The sequence below is a fragment of the Leclercia sp. UBA5958 genome (assembly GCF_002430365.1).
GTDB lineage: Bacteria > Pseudomonadota > Gammaproteobacteria > Enterobacterales > Enterobacteriaceae > Enterobacter > Enterobacter pneumoniae.
Genome location: NZ_DJCE01000007.1, coordinates 493364 through 512618 on the forward strand (window position 1 = coordinate 493364; position 19255 = coordinate 512618).

The 19255-nt window shown below is 57.4% G+C and carries 20 protein-coding genes and 1 riboswitch; of the genes, 9 read left to right on the plus strand and 11 right to left on the minus strand.

The window, feature by feature from the left end; translation table 11 throughout:
* Nucleotides 1-10: 10 nt before the first annotated feature.
* Nucleotides 11-919 (minus strand): uridine diphosphate-N-acetylglucosamine-binding protein YvcK, encoded by a 909-nt coding sequence (gene yvcK / locus B2Q93_RS11785; RefSeq protein WP_207293268.1) that lies wholly within the window; start codon nucleotides 917-919, stop codon nucleotides 11-13.
* Between the two features lie 225 nt (nucleotides 920-1144).
* Nucleotides 1145-1281, plus strand: a riboswitch (molybdenum cofactor riboswitch).
* Between yvcK and moaA the strand changes: the two genes are divergently transcribed.
* The 6 genes from moaA to B2Q93_RS11815 all read left to right on the plus strand — a co-directional run bounded on the left by moaA (nucleotide 1269) and on the right by B2Q93_RS11815 (nucleotide 4735).
* The gene (gene moaA / locus B2Q93_RS11790) at nucleotides 1269-2258 is read left to right on the plus strand and encodes a GTP 3',8-cyclase MoaA (RefSeq protein WP_286933118.1); all 990 of its coding nucleotides are present in this window, start codon (nucleotides 1269-1271) and stop codon (nucleotides 2256-2258) included. It overlaps the preceding riboswitch by 13 nt.
* A gap of 19 nt (nucleotides 2259-2277) precedes the next feature.
* A complete protein-coding gene (gene moaB / locus B2Q93_RS11795; protein ID WP_040076483.1) occupies nucleotides 2278-2790 on the plus strand; it encodes a molybdenum cofactor biosynthesis protein B in 513 nt (170 codons plus the stop codon).
* Nucleotides 2791-2793: 3 nt separating this feature from the next.
* Entirely contained in the window at nucleotides 2794-3279 is a 486-nt protein-coding gene (gene moaC / locus B2Q93_RS11800; protein WP_286933119.1) for a cyclic pyranopterin monophosphate synthase MoaC, read from the plus strand.
* A complete protein-coding gene (moaD, locus tag B2Q93_RS11805; RefSeq protein ID WP_046886940.1) occupies nucleotides 3272-3517 on the plus strand; it encodes a molybdopterin synthase sulfur carrier subunit in 246 nt (81 codons plus the stop codon). The genes moaC and moaD overlap by 8 nt, the downstream gene beginning before the upstream one ends.
* 1 nt (nucleotide 3518) lies before the next feature.
* Nucleotides 3519-3971: a molybdopterin synthase catalytic subunit MoaE gene (gene moaE / locus B2Q93_RS11810; RefSeq protein ID WP_286933120.1), complete on the plus strand. Its 453-nt coding sequence runs from the start codon at nucleotides 3519-3521 to the stop codon at nucleotides 3969-3971.
* Nucleotides 3972-4027: 56 nt separating this feature from the next.
* Complete coding sequence (locus tag B2Q93_RS11815) at nucleotides 4028-4735, plus strand: Bax inhibitor-1/YccA family protein (protein ID WP_040076479.1); 708 nt, start codon at nucleotides 4028-4030, stop codon at nucleotides 4733-4735.
* Between the two features lie 35 nt (nucleotides 4736-4770).
* Here B2Q93_RS11815 and B2Q93_RS11820 read toward each other — a convergent pair whose 3' ends face one another.
* Genes B2Q93_RS11820 through B2Q93_RS11830 form a run of 3 tightly spaced genes read right to left on the minus strand, consistent with a single transcriptional unit; the run spans nucleotide 4771 to nucleotide 7735 of the window.
* A complete protein-coding gene (locus B2Q93_RS11820) occupies nucleotides 4771-5736 on the minus strand; it encodes a lysylphosphatidylglycerol synthase domain-containing protein (protein WP_046886938.1) in 966 nt (321 codons plus the stop codon).
* Nucleotides 5736-6977: a cardiolipin synthase ClsB gene (gene clsB / locus B2Q93_RS11825; RefSeq protein ID WP_046886937.1), complete on the minus strand. Its 1242-nt coding sequence runs from the start codon at nucleotides 6975-6977 to the stop codon at nucleotides 5736-5738. The genes B2Q93_RS11820 and clsB overlap by 1 nt, the downstream gene beginning before the upstream one ends.
* Nucleotides 6974-7735: an endonuclease/exonuclease/phosphatase family protein gene (locus B2Q93_RS11830; protein ID WP_046886936.1), complete on the minus strand. Its 762-nt coding sequence runs from the start codon at nucleotides 7733-7735 to the stop codon at nucleotides 6974-6976. The genes clsB and B2Q93_RS11830 overlap by 4 nt, the downstream gene beginning before the upstream one ends.
* A 133-nt stretch (nucleotides 7736-7868) precedes the next feature.
* Between B2Q93_RS11830 and B2Q93_RS11835 the strand changes: the two genes are divergently transcribed.
* On the plus strand, nucleotides 7869-8279 hold the full coding sequence (locus B2Q93_RS11835) for a YbhQ family protein (protein ID WP_286933121.1): 411 nt from the start codon (nucleotides 7869-7871) through the stop codon (nucleotides 8277-8279).
* On the opposite strand, the gene B2Q93_RS11840 is transcribed toward B2Q93_RS11835, so the two are convergent.
* The 5 genes from B2Q93_RS11840 to cecR are packed head-to-tail and all read right to left on the minus strand — an operon-like array spanning nucleotide 8241 to nucleotide 13881.
* Entirely contained in the window at nucleotides 8241-9347 is a 1107-nt protein-coding gene (locus B2Q93_RS11840) for an ABC transporter permease (RefSeq protein WP_046886935.1), read from the minus strand. The two genes, B2Q93_RS11835 and B2Q93_RS11840, sit on opposite strands and share 39 nt — an antisense overlap.
* A 9-nt stretch (nucleotides 9348-9356) precedes the next feature.
* The gene (locus tag B2Q93_RS11845; RefSeq protein ID WP_040076473.1) at nucleotides 9357-10490 is read right to left on the minus strand and encodes an ABC transporter permease; all 1134 of its coding nucleotides are present in this window, start codon (nucleotides 10488-10490) and stop codon (nucleotides 9357-9359) included.
* Nucleotides 10480-12219, minus strand: coding sequence for an ATP-binding cassette domain-containing protein (locus tag B2Q93_RS11850; protein WP_212477380.1), 1740 nt, complete (start codon nucleotides 12217-12219; stop codon nucleotides 10480-10482). Before B2Q93_RS11850 ends, B2Q93_RS11845 begins: the two co-directional genes overlap by 11 nt.
* A complete protein-coding gene (gene hlyD / locus B2Q93_RS11855) occupies nucleotides 12212-13207 on the minus strand; it encodes a secretion protein HlyD (protein ID WP_286933421.1) in 996 nt (331 codons plus the stop codon). The genes B2Q93_RS11850 and hlyD overlap by 8 nt, the downstream gene beginning before the upstream one ends.
* Complete coding sequence (gene cecR, locus B2Q93_RS11860) at nucleotides 13207-13881, minus strand: transcriptional regulator CecR (RefSeq protein WP_233801288.1); 675 nt, start codon at nucleotides 13879-13881, stop codon at nucleotides 13207-13209. The genes hlyD and cecR overlap by 1 nt, the downstream gene beginning before the upstream one ends.
* Nucleotides 13882-14113: 232 nt before the next feature.
* Here cecR and rhlE point away from each other — a divergent pair, with 232 nt between their 5' ends.
* Together rhlE and dinG are read left to right on the plus strand one after the other, a co-directional pair.
* Nucleotides 14114-15478, plus strand: a complete 1365-nt coding sequence (gene rhlE, locus B2Q93_RS11865) for an ATP-dependent RNA helicase RhlE (protein ID WP_040076469.1) — start codon at nucleotides 14114-14116, stop codon at nucleotides 15476-15478.
* Nucleotides 15479-15574: 96 nt separating this feature from the next.
* A complete protein-coding gene (gene dinG, locus B2Q93_RS11870; protein WP_286933122.1) occupies nucleotides 15575-17752 on the plus strand; it encodes an ATP-dependent DNA helicase DinG in 2178 nt (725 codons plus the stop codon).
* On the opposite strand, the gene B2Q93_RS11875 is transcribed toward dinG, so the two are convergent.
* Both B2Q93_RS11875 and B2Q93_RS11880 read right to left on the minus strand, forming a co-directional pair.
* The gene (locus B2Q93_RS11875) at nucleotides 17739-18242 is read right to left on the minus strand and encodes a fimbrial protein (protein ID WP_286933123.1); all 504 of its coding nucleotides are present in this window, start codon (nucleotides 18240-18242) and stop codon (nucleotides 17739-17741) included. The two genes, dinG and B2Q93_RS11875, sit on opposite strands and share 14 nt — an antisense overlap.
* Nucleotides 18243-18247: 5 nt before the next feature.
* Nucleotides 18248-19237, minus strand: a complete 990-nt coding sequence (locus B2Q93_RS11880) for a fimbrial protein (protein WP_046886931.1) — start codon at nucleotides 19235-19237, stop codon at nucleotides 18248-18250.
* Nucleotides 19238-19255: the final 18 nt, after the last annotated feature.

A 19255-nucleotide genomic window follows, 5' to 3' on the forward strand; every position in this document is an offset into this window, starting at 1 on the left:
AAAACGTCATTCAGCCCAATGCCTGAATGGCGCTTTCCAGCGCGACACGCAGCAGATGTCGATCGTGACGATATTTGATATCGCTGGCCTCCAGCGGCTCCTGAATCACCACGCGTCCCTCCATTCCTGAAGTATCCACTTTGGGCCCCACGACCACCGCATCGATAATTTTCTTACCGACCCGCTCCTCCATCAGCTGCAATTTGTTCGCCAGCGTTAAGCTGGCCGCGGCCGGGCTGAGTTCGCGCCCCAGGTTACCGATATAGACCACCGGCGCCGGTGTACGGCGTAGCGCCTGCGCCAGCTCGTTAATCAACAGCAGCGGCATCAGGCTGGTATAAAAGCTGCCGGGGCCAATCAGAATCAAATCTGCTTCGCCTATCGCTTCTACCGCTTCGCGGGTGGCAGGCACGCTGGGGTAGATCATCAGCTCTTTTGGCGCTACGGTGAGCTGATCAATATTCACTTCGCCATAGACTTCGTGGCCGTCGGCATCAATAGCCATCAGATCAACCGGCAATTCGGACATCGGAATCAAAAACGCATCCACTTTAAGCAGGTTGCGAATGAGATTGATCGCCTCCAGAGGCCTGACGCTGAGATGGTCCAGCGCCTTTAACATGAGATTTCCGAGGTTATGACCCGAAAGCTCGCCATTACCGCCAAAACGGTACTCAAACATGGCCGAGGCGACGCTGGGTTCGGTAATTAACTGGTTTAAGCAGTTACGCATATCGCCCCAGGCGATCCCCCCTTCAGAGCGGCGAATTCGACCCGTTGAGCCCCCGTTATCAGTGGTAGTTACAATCCCTGTCAGGCGTGAGCCGAGAGATGACAGAGATGACATCACTCGTCCCAGGCCGTGCCCTCCACCGAGGGCCACCACGCGATCGAGGTCGGCAAAAGTGCGGTTGCGCATAAACATTCCTTCAAATTACGAACCCGCTAACAGTAACCTAACTACCCCTAAAAGACGATGCCCGTCCGGAGGCAAAATGACGTACATCAATGCAAAAACAGGGTATTTGCGTATTCTGTTGCAAAAATAGACGATAAGCGCGTTATATATAAATTTATATAGCGAAAGCGCGGGATGGCGAAATCCCCTTTAACGCGCTACTATCGGCTTAACCACGTTTTCATTACTGAAAACATACACTCTAGCCTTAACGCCTGTGTCCACAATGATATGGCGTTCTGGCCGTGGCGGTACCGCCACCAGGGTACAGAAAGAAATGACTGTGCCTCCCATATTTGGAAAGGTGTACATGGCTTCACAACTTACCGATGCTTTCGCGCGTAAGTTTTATTACTTACGTTTGTCGATTACCGATGTGTGCAACTTTCGTTGCACCTATTGCCTGCCCGAGGGTTATAAACCGGGTAGCGTAACCAATAACGGCTTTCTCTCAGTGGATGAAGTGCGCCGCGTGACGCGCGCCTTTGCTGCAATGGGCACCGAAAAGGTTCGCCTTACGGGAGGAGAGCCCTCACTGCGCCGTGATTTTGTCGATATTATTGCCGCTGTGCGTGAAAACGACGCCATTCGTCAGATTGCGGTCACAACCAACGGATACCGTCTTGCACGCGACGTCGCCCAGTGGCGCGATGCGGGTCTGACGGCAATTAACGTTAGCGTCGATAGCCTCGATGCCCGTCAGTTCCACGCCATCACCGGGCAGGACAAGTTTCAGCAGGTGATGGAGGGGATCGATGCCGCCTTTGAGGCGGGCTTCGACAAGGTTAAAGTCAACACCGTGCTCATGCGCGATGTGAATCATCATCAGCTCGACACCTTTCTGGCGTGGATCAAACCGCGTCGCATTCAGTTGCGTTTTATCGAATTAATGGAGACCGGTGAAGGTAGCGAGCTGTTCCTCCGTCATCATATCTCTGGCATGGTGCTGCGCGATGCGCTACTCAAACGTGGCTGGATCCATCAGATTCGTCAGCGCAGCGACGGCCCGGCACAAGTCTTTTGCCATCCTGATTACGAAGGCGAAATTGGGCTGATCATGCCTTATGAGAAAGATTTCTGTGCCAGTTGTAACCGCCTGCGCGTTTCGTCAGTGGGTAAACTGCATCTCTGTCTGTTTGGCGATGGCGGCGTGGATCTGCGCGATTTGCTTGCCGAGGATGCACAACAGCAGGCGCTTGAAGCACGTATCTCCGAGGCATTGACGCACAAAAAACAGACCCACTTCCTGCATCAGGGCAATACCGGAATCACCCAGAACCTCTCTTATATTGGCGGTTAAGCGCATAAGGAAGCAGAACATGAGCCAGGTTAACGCCGAATTTATCCCGACGAGGATAGCCATTCTTACCGTCTCTGAACGCCGCGGCGAAGAGGATGACACCTCTGGTCACTGGCTGCGCGAGGCGGCGCATGATGCGGGCCATCAGATTGTCGATAAGGCCATTGTTAAAGAGAATCGCTACGCCATACGTGCGCAGGTCTCTCAGTGGATCGCCAGCGAAAACGTGCAGGTGGTACTGATCACCGGTGGCACCGGTTTTACGGCCGGGGACCAGGCACCGGAAGCGCTGCTCCCGCTCTTCGATCGCGAAGTCGAAGGTTTTGGCGAGGTGTTCCGTATGCTCTCCTTTGAAGAGATCGGCACCTCCACGCTGCAGTCGCGCGCAGTGGCTGGCATCGCCAATAACACCCTGATTTTTGCTATGCCGGGCTCCACGAAAGCCTGTCGTACCGCGTGGGAGAACATTATCGCTCCGCAGCTTGATGCCCGTACGCGCCCGTGCAATTTCCATCCTCATCTTAAGAAGTAAGCTATGTCGCAACTGACCCATATTAACGCCGAGGGCGAAGCCCATATGGTGGATGTCTCCGCCAAAGCGGAAACCGTACGCGAAGCGCGCGCAGAAGCCTTCGTCACCATGTTGCCAGAGACTCTGGCGATGATTATTGATGGCAGCCACCACAAAGGCGACGTCTTTGCCACGGCGCGTATCGCAGGCATTCAGGCCGCTAAACGTACCTGGGAGTTGATTCCGCTTTGTCATCCGCTGATGTTAAGCAAAGTCGAAGTGAATCTGCAGGCCCAGCCGGAACAGAGCCGGGTGCGTATTGAGTCGCTGTGCCGTCTGACGGGTAAAACCGGCGTTGAGATGGAAGCCCTCACCGCTGCCTCGGTTGCGGCGCTGACCATCTATGACATGTGCAAAGCGGTCCAGAAAGATATGGTAATTGGCCCGGTGCGCCTGTTAGCGAAGAGCGGCGGTAAATCGGGGGATTTCAGGGTGGAAAGCAATGATTAAAATTCTGTTTTTTGCGCAGGTGCGCGAGCTGGTCAATACCGACATCCTGACGCTGGATGCCACCTTCGACGATGTTGAAGCGCTGCGTGCGCACCTGGCGGGGCAGGGTGACCGTTGGGCGCTGGCGCTGGAGCCCGGCAAACTGCTGGCGGCGGTCAACCAGACCCTCGTTGAGTTTAACCATCCCGTCCGTGCCGGTGACGAAGTCGCCTTCTTCCCGCCGGTCACCGGAGGCTAACATGAGTGAAACCTGCATCCGCGTGCAGACCGCGCCCTTTAACGTGGGTGAAGAGTACCGCTGGCTGGCCGAGCGCGACGAAGACGGCGCGGTGGTGACCTTTACCGGTAAAGTGCGTAACCACAACCTGGGCGACAGCGTTAAAGCGCTCACGCTGGAACACTACCCGGGGATGACCGAGAAAGCGCTGAAGGAAATCGTTGCCGGTGCGCGCGAACGCTGGGCATTAGGGCGCGTCACTGTCATCCATCGCATTGGTGAGATGTGGCCGGGCGAAGAGATTGTCTTTGTCGGCGTCACCAGCGTTCATCGCGGCAGCGCCTTCGACGCGGGCGAGTTTATTATGGATTATTTGAAAACGCGCGCCCCCTTCTGGAAACGCGAAGCCACGCCGGAAGGTGAGCGCTGGGTCGAGTCCCGCGACAGCGATAAAGCCGCAGCCCATCGCTGGTAGCCGGATTGCCGGGATGTGTTAGGCTTATGAGTATGTTTTCTTAACAGGAGTGAGTCATGGATCGATTTCCGCGTTCCGATTCGATAGTTCAGCAGACCCGCAGCGGGCTGCAGACCTATATGGCGCAGGTGTACGGCTGGATGACGGTCGGGCTGCTGCTGACCGCGTTTATCGCCTGGTATGCGGCGAATACGCCTGAGTTGATGATGTTTATCTTCTCAAGCAAAGTCACCTTCTTTGGGCTGATCATTGCGCAGCTGGGGCTGGTATTTGTGCTCTCAGGCCTGGTGCATAAGCTCAGCGCCGGGATGGCAACAACGCTATTTATGCTCTATTCGGCGCTGACGGGACTCACGCTCTCCAGCATCTTCCTCGTCTATACCTACTCATCTATCGCCAGCACCTTTGTGGTGGCCGGTGGGATGTTTGGTGCCATGAGTCTGTATGGCTACACCACCAAACGTGACCTGAGTGGCTTCGGCAATATGCTGTTTATGGCGCTGATTGGTATCGTGCTGGCTTCGCTGGTGAACTTCTGGCTAAAGAGCGAGGCGTTGATGTGGGCGGTGACCTATATCGGGGTGATTGTCTTTGTCGGGCTGACGGCTTACGACACTCAGAAGCTGAAAAACATCGGCGAGCAGATGGATGTGCGTGACAGTAGCAACCTGCGTAAATACGCCATTCTGGGGGCGTTGACCCTCTATCTGGACTTCATCAACCTGTTCCTGATGCTGCTGCGTATTTTCGGCAACCGCCGTTAACGCTCAGGCCCGGCGAACCCTTCGCCGGGCCATTATCACTGTTTCTGCATCGCCTCTTCGTTTTTCGCCCGCAGCTTCTTCGCCCGACCTTCCAGAATCAGATACCCCACCGTCGCCAGCGCCAGCGGCAGGAAGTAATAGAGCACGCGGTACGCCAGCAGGGCGGCAATTATCTTGCCGTGCGAAACATGTTCCCCGGCCAGCAGGGCAATAAATACGGCCTCGAGCACCCCGATCCCGGCAGGAATATGGACGATGACCCCGGCGATGCTGCTCACCAGCAGAACGCCGAGCACGAAGAAGTAATTCACATCTTCGCCGATCAGCATCCAGATGATGACTCCCATCGCCATCCAGTTTGCCGCCGAGATGGCCATCTGCGCCAGCGCAAACTTCCACGACGGCAGCACCAGCTTCTGGCCCTTAATAGTCATATGACGGCGTTTAGCAAAGGCGCAGGCCCAGAGATAGAACGCAATCATCGCCAGCAGCACAATGCCAATAATCCGCAGCGTACCCTGGTCGATATACCAGTGGTCGGGCAGTTGCACCACGCCTGCGGTAAAGATCACCCCCCCCAGCAGGATATAGCCCAGCCAGTTGGTGGTGATACTCAGCGAAAAGATGCGGGTGATGGTGCTGCCGGGCAGGCCGAGACGGGAATAGAGGCGATAGCGCATACCGATGCCGCCCACCCAGGTGCTCAGGGTCAGGTTAAAGGCATAGCAGATAAACGACACCAGCATCACCTGCCGCTTTGCCAGTTTGTGACCACAATAGGCCCGCCCCAGTAAGTCATAGCAGCCATAAATCAGGTAGCTCACTATCACAAGACCAAAAGCGCTCGCCAGGATCCACGGGTTATAGTCGCGGATAACTTTCCCCACGTCCTCCCAGTCCACTTTCTGCGCGTAAATCACCAGCAGCACCGCTACGGCGATGAAAAAGAGCCCGGTGAGAATTTTTTTGGCCACCCGCCAGCGGGAATGTTTTTTACTCATCAGGGTTTCGCCCCCGTATTTTCAGCTTCGACACGATCCTGCGTCTCCATCTCGGGCTGCACTGGCGGGTCAACCTGCGCCAGCTTGGGCGTATGGGCGGGCAGCCAGCCAACCAGCGCCGGGAAATGGCGCAGGAAGTGGAACACCACCACGCTTTTTGTCAGGTTCCACCAGGTGCGTTTCGGTACCATCGACTCATCCACGCGCACGCAATCCTTTTCAATAATGGTGTTCAGGTTTTCGCGCAACGTATGGTTAAACTCGCGATCGTGAATAATCAGGTTAGCCTCGAGATTCAGCGAGAGGCTAAGGGGGTCGAGATTACTGGAGCCCACGGTCGCCCAGTGATCGTCCATCACCGCCACTTTGCCATGCAGTGGACGGCGGCGGTATTCGTAGATCTGTACGCCGCCTTTCACCAGATAGTGATACAGCAGACGCGCGCCTACGGTGACAATCGGCATATCAGGCTCGCCCTGAACGATAAGCTTCACCCGAACCCCACGCCGTGCTGCGTTACGCATAGCGTGCAGCAGCCGATAGCCCGGGAAGAAATAGGCATTGGCAATGATCACTTCCCGACGGGCGTTAGCCAGCATCTTCAGATAGTGGCGCTCAATATCATCCCGGTGTTCTTCGTTGTCACGCCAGACGAACAGCGCCTGAGCCTCACCGGGTTTGGTGTTCTCTTCCGGGCGGTGGCGGCGCTTCCACCACCGGCGGGCGGCGGCGTTGCCGGGCAGGTTCTCCAGCTCAAACTGTAGGATGTCCTGCACCACTGGGCCTTCCACCTCTATCGCGTAATCCTGCTTGGCTTCCGGGCCGTAGTCCGACATATGTTCATCGGAGTAGTTAATGCCGCCGACAAAGGCGATGCGGTCATCAATGACCACAATTTTGCGGTGCATACGGCGAAAGACGTTGGTACGCATGCCCAGCAGGGGAGGGCGTGGATCGTAATATCGGAACACCACGCCGGCCGCGGTCAGCTCACCGACAAAATCATCGCTTAAATCGGGTGAGCCGTAGCCGTCCAGCAGGACTTCAATCTGTACACCGCGCTGAGCCGCACCGAGCACTGCCGCATGCAGCTGGCGACCTACGCCATCTTCAAACCAGATAAAGGTTTCGAGAATAACTCTGCGTTCCGCTTTGCCAATGGCGGCAAAAACGGCGGGATAAAAGTTATCTCCGTTTTCCAGAAGCCGTATCCGGTTACCCTCTTGCCATGAGCATTTCATAAGTGGATCTCCGCACTCAAAGGGGCATGGTCGGACAGGTGACGCCAGTTTCTCAGCGCCAGCGCGGTAGGGGCGCTGGCATGGGCATTTTTCACATAAATACGGTCGAGACGCAGCAGCGGAAAGCTAACGGGAAAAGTCCGTGCCGGTCGACCGTGGGCGCGGGTAAAAATCTCATCTAATCCCGCCCGGGCTTTCAACGGATGGTTAGCCCGCTGGCGCCAGTCATTAAAATCCCCGGCCACCACCACCGGATCGCCCTCCGGCAGGCCATTGACCCAGGTGGACATCATATCCAGCTGCGCCCGGCGGTGCGCCTCTCGTAGCCCCAGATGGACAGAGGCCACGTGCAGGGGGGCGTCGAATTCCGGCAGGGCGATACGGCAATAGAGCAGCCCACGCTTTTCGCTCTCGCCCACCGAAACGTCATGGTTTTCGTAATGTTCAATAGGATAGCGTGAAAGCACCGCATTGCCATGGTGCCCTTCGGGGTAGACCGCGTTGCGCCCGTAGGCATAGTCGCTCCACATGGTATCGGCAAGAAACTCATAGTGGCTGGTATCGGGCCAGTTCTCCACGTGCAGCGGATGCACTTCGTGCGCCCCCATCACCTCCTGCAGGCAGACGATATCCGCGCTGACGGTGCGAACCGCGTCGCGTAGCTCCGGCAAAATAAAGCGGCGGTTAAATGCCGTAAAGCCTTTATGGATGTTGATCGTCAACACTTTTAGCGAAAAATGGCGGCTTTGTTGGCTCATAAGCTCCCTCCGGCGTTACTATCCTGATGAAAATAAAGTGTAGTCGTCGTCACAAAAAGATGCTGGGTTACGGAATTTTCCGTAAAGTGCGGTAGTCTGAAGAAGCAGAGAAAAATCCTCCAGGAGAGAAGCCATGAAGTGGCAACAACGCATTCGCGTCGCAACCGGCCTGAGTTGCTGGCAGATTATGTTGCATTTAGCGGTTGTCGCTGTGCTGGTGCTGGCGTGGACCAGCGGAGCGCTGGTGCGCGTTGGGTTAGGTTTATCAGTGCTGTACGGGGTGACCGTCCTGCTGATGCTCTTTTTACAGCGTCACCATGAGCAACGCTGGCGTGAAGTGGCAGATGTACTTGAAGAGCTGACCACCACCTGGTATTTCGGCGCGGCCATGATTGTGCTGTGGCTGCTGTCACGCGTGCTGCAGAACAATATATTACTGGCTCTGGCAGGCCTGGCCATCCTCGCCGGGCCGGCAGTGGTGTCACTGCTGACCCGGGAGAAAAAGTTACGCGATATTGCGTCTAAACATCGCGTAGGCCACTGAGCCCGTCGTGGCCGCTATCACCAGTAGCGGCCACAAACTTCCCCAGACAATATCCAGACTCGCGTCCTTCAGGTAGATCTGCTTGGTAATATCGGTAAAGTGACGAATAGGGTTTACCCACGTCAGATTCTGTAGCCATACCGGCATGTTCTCGACCGGCGAAACATACCCCGACAGCAAAATGGCGGGCATCATAAAGACAAACACCCCGATAAAGGCCTGCTGCTGCGTAGAGCAAAGCGCCGAGATCAACAGCCCGAATCCCACCAGCGACAGACCATAGATCACCATCGTGAAGTAAAACAGCGCCAGCGACCCCGCGAAGGGGATGTGATAGGCCCAGATGCCGATCCCCAGCACGATGGTCGCCTGGAACGTCGCGACAATCAGTGCCGGTACCGCTTTACCGACAAAGATTTGCCAGGTGGCCAGCGGCGAGACCAGCAGTTGGTCGAGCGTGCCCTGTTCCCGTTCGCGGGCCACGGAGAGCGAAGTGACGATCATCACCCCAATGGTGGTGATCATGGCGATAAGCGACGGCACCACAAACCACTTGTAGTCGAGGTTAGGGTTATACCAGTTGCGCACTACCAGTTCGCTGTTGTTCGGTTTAGGTTTGTCCGCCATCAGCTCTTGCTGATACTCCTTCACCACCTGCTGCAGATAGTTCGCGGCAATCTGGGCACTGTTGGAGTTCCGCCCATCCAGAATTAACTGCATAGGGGCGGTTTGCAGCCTGTCCAGGTTGCGCGAAAAATCGGCCGGGAAGCGCACCAGCAACAGCGCCTTTTGGGTATCGATGGTAGGCTGGATCTCCTGCGGGCTTTTCAGCAGCAGCACGTGAGTAAAGGCTTTAGCGCGGGCAAAGCGCTGGGTCAGCTCTACCGAATGTTTACCATTGTCTTCGTTATAGATAGCAATAGTGGCGTTGGTCACCTCCAGGGTGGCGGCGAAGGGGAATAACAGCACCTGAATGAGCACCGGTAGCACCAGAATGGCGCGGGTCTGCGGCTCACGCAGCAGCGACTGTAGCTCTTTACGAATTAACGTCCATAAACGATGAAACATGGCTGCTCCTTAATCCAGTCGCCGTTTCGTTTTCATCCAGGTGAGGCCGATAAACATCACCGCCGAGGCGATCAAAAACAGCAGATTGACCACCAGCACCGCCGGAATGTTACCTGCCAGGAACAGGCTCTGTAGCGTACTCACGAAATAGCGCGCCGGAATGATATAGGTCACGGCGCGGATCACCGCCGGCATACTGTCGATCTGGAAAATAAACCCGGACAACATAATCGAGGGTAAAAAAGCGGCATTCAGCGCCACCTGGGCAGCGTTAAACTGGTTCCGGGTGATGGTGGAGATGAGAAGCCCCATTCCCAGCGTGCTCAACAAGAAAAGCGAGGTGATAAAAAAGAGCACAATCAGCGAGCCGCGATAAGGCACCCCCAGAATAAAGACCGACACCAGCATGCAGAGCAGCATCGCCAGCATGCCGAGGAAATAGTAGGGGATAAGCTTGCAGAGCAGCAGCTCCGTACGCGTGACCTCCGTGGAGAGCAGCGCCTCCATGGTGCCGCGCTCCCACTCCCGGGCGATAACCAGCGACGTGAGGATGGCGCCAATCACCGTCATGATGATGGTCACCGCGCCGGGAATGATAAAGTGCTGGCTGATGGCCGCCGGGTTAAACCAGTAGCGGGTCTGCACATCGATAAGCGGCTCAAAGGTCTCGCCCCGGTCTTCGGCACGCTGCATCTGCCAGAGCTGCCAGATCCCCTCCGCATACCCCTGCACAAAGTTGGCGGTGTTGGGCTCGCTGCCGTCGGTGATCACCTGGATCGGCGCACTGTCGCCCGGCGTGGCCATTCGGGCGGCGAAATCCACCGGGATCACAATCAGACCGCGAATACGCCCGGCCTGCATCATCTGGATCAACTGCTGGCGGTTATCGCTGACGGTGGCGTCGATATAGGGTGAGCCGGTCATGGTATGGGTGAAGTCGAGCGCCTCTTCGCTCTGCTGCTCCAGTAAAATGCCCACCCGCAGCTTGCTGGAGTCGAGGTTAATGCCATAGCCGAAGATAAAAAGCAGCAGCAGCGGGATCACCACCGCAATCAGCCAGCTGCTGGGGTCGCGCACGATCTGCCGCGTCTCTTTGATACAGAGTGCGCGCACCCGGCGCCAGGAGAGGGCGTTATGCGCCATGGCCTTGCTCCTTATCCCAGTCGTTAATCAGCGTGATGAAAGCCTGCTCCATCGTCGGGTCAGGCATCGCTTCATCGGCGGCCTGCGCTTTAAGATCGTCCGGCGTACCGTGGGCAATCAGCTTGCCGCGATAGACCAGCCCAATGCGATCGCAATACTCCGCTTCGTCCATAAAGTGGGTGGTCACCATCACCGTCACCCCTTTTTCCACCATGCTATTGATATGCAGCCAAAACTCACGGCGGGTGAGGGGATCCACCCCGGAGGTGGGCTCATCCAGAAACAGAATGTCAGGCTCGTGCATCAGGGAGCAGGCCAGTGCCAGACGCTGCTTAAAGCCAAGGGGGAGCGCATCGGTGGCGTGGCTGGCGATGCTTTTCAGCCCGAAGGCTTCGCTCATGCGCGCAATCTTGTCGTTCTGTGCCCGCCCCCGCAGGCCATAGACCCCGGAGAAGAAACGCAGGTTCTGCTCCACCGTCAGGTTGCCGTACAGCGAGAATTTCTGCGCCATATAGCCCAGATGCTGACGGGCCTTGCCCGAGCTGACCTTGAGATCCATATCCAGTACCAGCGCCTTGCCGGACGTCGGCACCAGCAGGCCACACATCATCTTGAAGGTGGTGGATTTCCCTGCGCCGTTCGGCCCCAGCAGGCCAAAAATCTCTCCGCGCTTCACGGCAAAGTTAACGTCATCCGTGGCGGCAAAATCGCCAAATTTTTTGGTCAGTGATTTGGCTTCAATCACCGTCTCGCCGGGCGTGCCTTCAACCGTATGCAGAATGGCCCCAAGCGGGGACTCCTCTGTCCCCGCGCCACCCAGCAGATCGATAAACGCATCTTCAAAGCGGGGGGCGGTCTCATTCATCTCAATGTCCGGCATCCCCGGGGCGCGACGAATATCCTCCGCGCTGGCCTCTTTTTTCAGGATCAAGCGTACCGATTTCCCCTGAATCATGCCGTCGCTCACCTGGGGTAGCGTCAGGACCCGCTGCAACAGACGGCGGTTGTTTTCGTCGGGGCTGTGCAGTAGGAAGCTGCGACCGTTCATGCCGGCGGTGAGGGCAGTAGGATCGCCCTGGTAGAGCAGCTTGCCTTCGTTCATCAACAGGACATCCCGGCACTGTTCGGCCTCGTCCAGATAGGAAGTACTCCAGAGGATCAGCATGCCGTCGCCTGCCAGCTCATGCACCATCTGCCAGAGTTCGCGCCGGGAGATCGGATCGACGCCCACGCCGGGCTCATCCAGTAGCAGAACCTTCGGCTCGCCTACCAGGGTGCAGGCCAGCCCCAGTTTCTGCTTCATCCCGCCGGAGAGCTTGCCCGCCAGCCGCCCGGTAAAAGGCCCCAGCGCGGTAAACTCCAGCAGCCGCTGGAAGGTTTTTTGCCGGGTTTCGCCGGTGACGCTGCGCAGGTCGGCATAGAGGGTCAGGTTTTCCATCACGGTCAGATCTTCATACAGCCCGAATTTTTGCGGCATATAGCCCAGTAAGGCGTGCAGGGCGCGATCGTCTTCGATGGGATCTAACCCCAGTACCCGCGCCTGCCCGTCGTCGGGCTTGAGCAGCCCGGCGAGCATACGCATCAGGGTTGTCTTTCCGGCACCGTCCGGGCCGACAAGCCCGGTCACGTAGCCCTTTTGCAGGGTACAGTTCAGGGGCGCCACCGCCGGGCGGTCCATACCAGGAAACGTCTTCAGCAGCCCTGTGAGTTCAATAACCGCATCATTCATGACCATCCCCATCGTTGAGCGTAACGGTCACCGGCATCCCCTGGCGCAGGGCGTCGTCGGCATCGGTCACGATAATGCGTAGGCGATACACCAGGTCAGTACGCAGATCCGGCGTTTCGACGGTTTTTGGCGTAAATTCAGCGGTGGGCGAGACGAAGCCCACTTTACCGTGATAAGGCTTATCCGGGCGGCCATCCGTGTAGAGCAGCAGCTCGCGCCCCGGCTGCATCTGACCCAGGTTGGGTTCATCGATATAAGCGCGCACCCATACCGGACGGGTCAGGGAGAGGGTCAACACCGTGCTGCCGGCGTTAAGCATGCTGCCCGGCTCGACGGCGCGGGTCATCAGCGTGCCGTTTGCGGGGGCGGTAAGGGTGGTATCACGCAGATCCAGTTCGGCCTGCGCCAGCTGGGCCTGAGCCTGTTCAAGGCTGGCTTTTGCCTGGGCGATATCCTGCGGGCGGTTACCGGTGCGATATTGACTTAACTTATCCTGCGCCGATTTCAGCGTGGCCTGGGCCTGGTCGCGGGAGGAGCGGGCATTTTCCAGATCGTTAGCGGAAATTGTCCGGCTGCCCCACAGCCCTTGCTGGCGTTGATAGAACTTCTGCGCATAGTCATAAGCCGCCTGCGCCTGTTTCACCGCTGCGGCGGCCTGCGCCACCTCCTCTTCGCGATAGCCCGCCTGCATCAGGTCATATTGCGCCTGCGCAACGGAGACGCCCGCTCTGGCCTGCAGCAGCGCATTTTCAAACGGCGCTTTATCCAGTTGCCCCAGCGTCTGCCCGGCGGTGATGGCATCGCCTTCATCTACCGTTAACGACGCCAGCCGCCCCCCCACGCGGAAACTCATATTAACGGTACGAATATCCACATTACCGTACAGGGTCAGCCCTTTATCCTGCTGGCCCTGATACCAGAGCCAGCCTCCCGTCACGATGGCAACCAGCGCCAGCGCGGCCAGGATAACAACCACGGGTTTTTTCATCACTCCGGACTCCTTTGCGTTAATCCCTCTAAAACGAGATCGATATGGCAGCTCACGACCTGAAAAATTTGCTCTGCCCGCTCTTCATCAAAATGACTCCAGCCCGCGCGCAGCAGGATGGTCTCGCGCCCGAGGCGAAAGGCGAGGATCTCGCCCAGCAGCGCATGGGTGTGCAAAATGGTTTGGGTATCCTCCGCTGCGCGCCCGGTATAGGCGGCAATCAGCCGGGTCAAATGACCGTGCATCGGGGCGATAACCTGGTCATGCACGTGCTGATACGCCGTGGTGGGGGAGAGCTGCTCGCGGGAAATAAATTTACTGAGGTTCAGCGTGTCGTCGTGGGTCAGCAGCTGGATCATGTTCCTGGCCGCTTGCAGGATCAGGGCGCGCACCGCGCTTTTATCCGGCACGGGTTGCGCAAGCAGGGTTGTCGCGGCCTCCACATGTGGGCGGAATTGGGTGCCAATAAAATCGGCGATCCACTGGGCGCAGGCGAGGTACAGATCCTCTTTTGAGCCAAAATAGTAGGTGATGGCGGCGATGTTCTGCCCCGCCTGTGCGGCGATATCGCGAGTGGTAGCATGCAGGCCATACTCGCCAAACTGGGAGAGTGCAGCGGCAATCAGCTGGCTGCGGGCTTGTTCGCCTTTACTGGTGGTGGGGATTGTATTCATCGTCGCGCCAAAAAATTAATCAATCGATTGATTAACTTTATGGTTAAATTTTCGCCTTGTCCAGCCGACCGGAGATTTATTTTGTCATGCCCGCCGTCAGGGATATTTTATGCGCCAAGTCACAAAATCTGCTACACTCCGCAGCTTCGTGACATTGTGGTTTTTGTCCTGTCTATTCGTCTTATCTCCCTGAAAACTACACCTGTGACGGTCGGGGCGGTTCGGAGTTGTTATGTCTTTTGATACCCTTGGCCTGAATCCTGATATTCTGCGCGCTGTCGCAGAGCAGGGCTATCGCGAACCTACCCCTATTCAGCAGAAGGCGATCCCCGCCGTGCTGCAAGGCCGTGACCTGATGGCGAGCGCCCAGACCGGTACCGGTAAAACCGCAGGCTTTACGCTGCCGCTGCTGCAACGTCTGATCGAGAATCAGCCGCATGCGAAAGGCCGCCGTCCGGTTCGTGCCCTGATTCTGACCCCAACCCGTGAGCTTGCTGCTCAGGTGGGCGAGAACGTCCGTGAATACAGCCGCTATCTGAATATTCGCTCGCTGGTGGTCTTCGGCGGCGTGAGCATTAATCCGCAGATGATGAAACTGCGCGGCGGCGTGGATGTGCTGGTGGCAACGCCGGGCCGTCTGCTCGATCTGGAACACCAGAATGCGCTGAAGCTGGATAGCGTAGAGATTCTGGTGCTGGACGAAGCCGACCGTATGCTGGATATGGGCTTTATCCACGACATCCGCCGCGTACTGGCTAAACTGCCGGCGCGTCGTCAGAACCTCCTCTTCTCTGCGACCTTCTCGGATGAGATCAAATCGCTGGCAGAAAAACTGCTTCACAACCCGCTGGAAGTGGAAGTGGCGCGTCGTAACACTGCGTCTGAGCAAGTGACCCAGTATGTGCACTTTGTTGATAAGAAGCGTAAACGCGAGCTGCTCTCCCAGATGATCGGTCAGGGCAACTGGCAGCAGGTGCTGGTCTTTACCCGCACCAAGCACGGTGCCAACCATCTGGCAGAACAGCTGAACAAAGACGGCATTCGCAGTGCGGCGATCCACGGCAATAAGAGCCAGGGGGCACGTACCCGCGCGCTGGCCGACTTTAAATCGGGTGACATCCGCGTGCTGGTCGCCACCGATATCGCCGCCCGTGGTCTGGATATCGAAGAGCTGCCGCACGTAGTGAACTACGAGCTGCCGAACGTGCCAGAAGATTACGTTCACCGTATTGGCCGTACCGGCCGTGCTGCCGCCACGGGTCAAGCGCTGTCGCTGGTCTGCGTCGATGAACATAAGCTGCTGCGCGATATTGAGCGCCTGCTGAAGAAAGAGATCCCGCGCATCCAGACTCCAGGTTATGAAGTGGATCCCTCTATCAAAGCCGAACCGATCCAGAACGGTCGCCAGGGTGGCGGACGCGGTCAGGGCGGTGGACGCGGGCAAGGCGGAGGCGGCCGTGGTCAACAGCAGCCGCGCCGTACTGAAGGGGCAGCCGCTAAGCCTGCCAGCAAACCGCCGCGCCGTGATGGCGAAGGCAAGCCCGCCGGAGAAGGGCAGCGCCGTCGCCGTCCGCGTAAACCGGCGGCAGGACAGTAATCTGGAAGCCCGGCCGTAGAGCCGGGCTTTTTTTTTGCCGCTGGCAGGTGAACGTGCCACAATAGTGGCTGTTTATACAGTATTTCAGGTTCCCCGATGGCTTTAACCGCTGCGCTAAAAGCGCAAATTGCCGCCTGGTATAAGGCGCTGCAACAGCAGATCCCCGACTTTATTCCCCGAGCACCGCAGCGGCAAATGATTGCCGATGTGGCGAAGACGCTTGCGGGCGACGAGGGCCGGCATCTGGCGATTGAAGCCCCAACCGGCGTCGGGAAAACCCTCTCATATCTCATTCCGGGTATTGCCATTGCCCGTGAAGAGCAAAAAACGCTGGTGGTCAGTACCGCCAACGTTGCCTTGCAGGATCAAATCTTCAGCAAAGACCTGCCTCTGCTGCGCAAAATTATTCCTGAGCTGCGTTTTACTGCCGCCTTTGGGCGTGGACGCTATGTCTGCCCGCGTAACCTGACGGCCCTCGCCAGCAGCGAAGCCACGCAGCAGGATCTGCTGGCCTTTCTGGATGACGAACTGACCCCGAATAATAAGGCCGAGCAGGAGCAGTGTGCGAAACTGAAAGGCGATCTCGACAGCTACAAGTGGGATGGCCTGCGGGATCATACCGATCAGGCCATCAGCGATGATCTCTGGCGGCGTTTAAGCACCGACAAAGCCAGCTGTCTGAACCGCAACTGCCACTACTACCGCGAGTGCCCGTTCTTTGTCGCCCGGCGTGAAATTCAGGAAGCAGAGGTCGTTGTGGCTAACCACGCGCTGGTAATGGCGGCGCTGGAGAGCGAAGCCGTTCTGCCGGAGCCGAAGAACCTGTTGCTGGTGCTGGATGAAGGACATCATCTGCCGGACGTGGCGCGTGATGCGCTGGAGATGAGCGCCGAGATCACCGCCCCGTGGTTTCGCTTGCAGCTGGATCTGTTCTGCAAGCTGGTTGCCACCTGCATGGAGCAGTTCCGTCCAAAAACGATCCCGCCGCTGGCCGTGCCGGAGCGGCTCAGCGAGCACTGCGAAACGGTCTACACCCACATCGCTTCCCTGAATAACATTCTCGATCTTTATCTTCCGGCAACCCAGCAGGCCGAACACCGCTTCGCCATGGGGGAACTGCCGCAGGAGATCATGGCGATTTGCCAGGAGCTGGCGAAGTTGCTGGAAAAACTGCGCGGGCTGGCAGAGCTGTTTTTAAACGATCTGAGCGAGAAGACCGGCAGCCACGACGTGGTGCGTCTGCACCGGGTGTTATTACAGATGAACCGCGCGCTGGGGATGTTCGAGGGGCAGAGCAAACTGTGGCGGCTGGCCTCTATGGTTCAGGCCTCCGGCGCCCCGGTGACAAAATGGGCGACCCGCGACGTTCGCGACGGACAGATTCACCTCTTCTTCCACTGCGTGGGGATCCGCGTTAGCGATCAGCTGGAAAAGCTGCTCTGGCGCAGCGTACCGCACGTGGTGGTCACCTCGGCCACCCTGCGCTCGCTAAACAGCTTCTCGCGTCTGCAGGAGATGAGCGGCCTGAGAGAGAAAGCGGGGGATCGTTTCGTGGCGCTCGATTCGCCCTTCAACCACTGCGAGCAGGGTAAAATTGTTATTCCGCGTATGCAGTATGAACCGCTGATCGATAACGAAGAGCAGCACATCGCTGAGATGGCCGCCTTCTTCCGTGAGCAACTCGAAAGCAAAAAATATCCCGGCATGCTGGTGCTGTTTGCCAGCGGCCGCGCCATGCAGCGTTTTCTGGAAGAAGTGCCCGATCTCCGCCTGCTGCTGCTTGTACAGGGCGACCAGCCCCGCTACCGGCTGGTGGAACTGCACCGCAAGCGGATAGATAACGGCGAGCGGAGCGTGCTGGTGGGGTTGCAGTCCTTTGCCGAAGGGCTGGATCTGAAAGGGGATTACCTCACCCAGGTGCATATTCATAAGATTGCGTTCCCGCCGATCGACAGCCCGGTGGTGATTACCGAAGGGGAGTGGCTCAAGAGCCTGAACCGCTACCCGTTTGAAGTCCAAAGCTTGCCTGCGGCGTCGTTTAATCTGATTCAGCAGGTGGGGCGTCTGATCCGTAGCCACGGCTGCTGGGGGGAAGTGGTTATCTATGACAAACGCCTGCTGAGTAAAAACTACGGACAGCGATTGTTGAACGCGCTGCCTGTTTTCCCTATTGAGCAGCCCGACGTGCCGCCGGTAAAAAAATGCCCGACAAAACTGACCGTCGGGCGTAAAAGGAGCATCCGTGCTAAGGGGCGCAGTCCTACTGGTAAGTGAATGTCACCTGCACCACGCTGCTGAAGGTACCGGCGGTGACGGGCAACGAGGTGGTGTAATAGCGGGCCGCAAGCGGAAAGATCGCGGAGTGGTCGGTCTGGTCGATCAGCACGTTAAAGCTTGCCTGCGGGGCAATGAACATATTGTCCTGCGGGTCTGCAAGCTCCAGGGCCAGACCTTTGGCGCTGCCCATATTGGCGAATTTGGTGGGGTGTTGGCTGTCCGCCTGCCCGTAAAAAAAAGCGTTCGCCAGCGTAAGGGTTTTAGGGCAATGGGTCACCTTCAGGGTAAAATCCTTCCACGCGCCGGTATCCCCCACATCTTTAAAATCACTGGATGCCGCCTGGCCTAAATCAACGGTTAACGCTTTGCTGGCGCTATCAACGGTGCAGGTATTGGCATAGATATTCCCCACCATCTGCACCTGGATCTCCTCAGCATAACTCTGCGCCATTAGCGCGGCTGTCAGCAGAAAAATACGTGTTTTCATCATTATCACCGGTAGGCGAGCGTAATGGTCGCAACGGTGTTGGCCGGGCCGGGCGTGACCTCGTCGCGGGTCTGGATGTAGCGAACCTGGAAGGGAATATCCAGGGTCTGATTCTCGATCGCCTCGCCCTGGGTAGGGACATACTGATTGAAGGTGGCGATATGATCGTCAAACAGCATTCTTACGCCGACCCCTGTGGCCATCCCGTTTTCCGGGGTGAGTTTGAGTACGCCGTCGAGACCCGGTTCATAGCCGTTGGCGCTGGTAATTTTGATCTCTGGCTGTACCGTTGAAGTACAGTTAACGGTGGCATTAAACGTTTTCGCCGGGGTAGAAAGGGTACCTACCCCGGTAAAGTCGCTGATGGGGAAATCCCCGAGGTTAACGGTCAGGTTTTTTGGCGATACGGAACAGGTGACGATGTTGAGATTGACGTTGCCGGCATAGGCGATGGAGTTGGGGCTACCGATCCCGTCGTGACCGTAAACGCCAAGCCCGAACTTGGTCTGGCTTTGCTGTAGCGTACCCGACACCACCTTCATGCTCGTTTTAATGAGCTGAAGCGAAAGGTTAAAATCAAAGCTGGCGTTCCCGTCGGTTGATACATAGCTGATGGGCGTACTGCGCGAGTCGCAATAGACGCCGCCTGCGCCGGTAATACGCTGCCCTTTATCGTTCACCAGGGCGACGCCAATGCCTTCCACGCCGGATTCATACACTCCCGCCATGCCGGGTATTTCACTGCCGGTACCGTAATAGCAGGCGACAATCTCCATCCCCCCCTCAAGGCCGTTGTCACAATGACCGGCAATATGCACGGACTGGTCAGTTCCCGGGATCGTCGATCCGACGGGGAGCGTCGTGGGCACGGAAATCGACGAAATATTAATTTGCTTCGGCATATCCGACGAGAGACAGGCCGCTTTGGCATGCGGCATAACGAGTGCGCCGGTGGCCAGAACGAGTAACAAAAGGCACTGTTTAACAAGCTGCATAATCAAACCTTCAGGGGT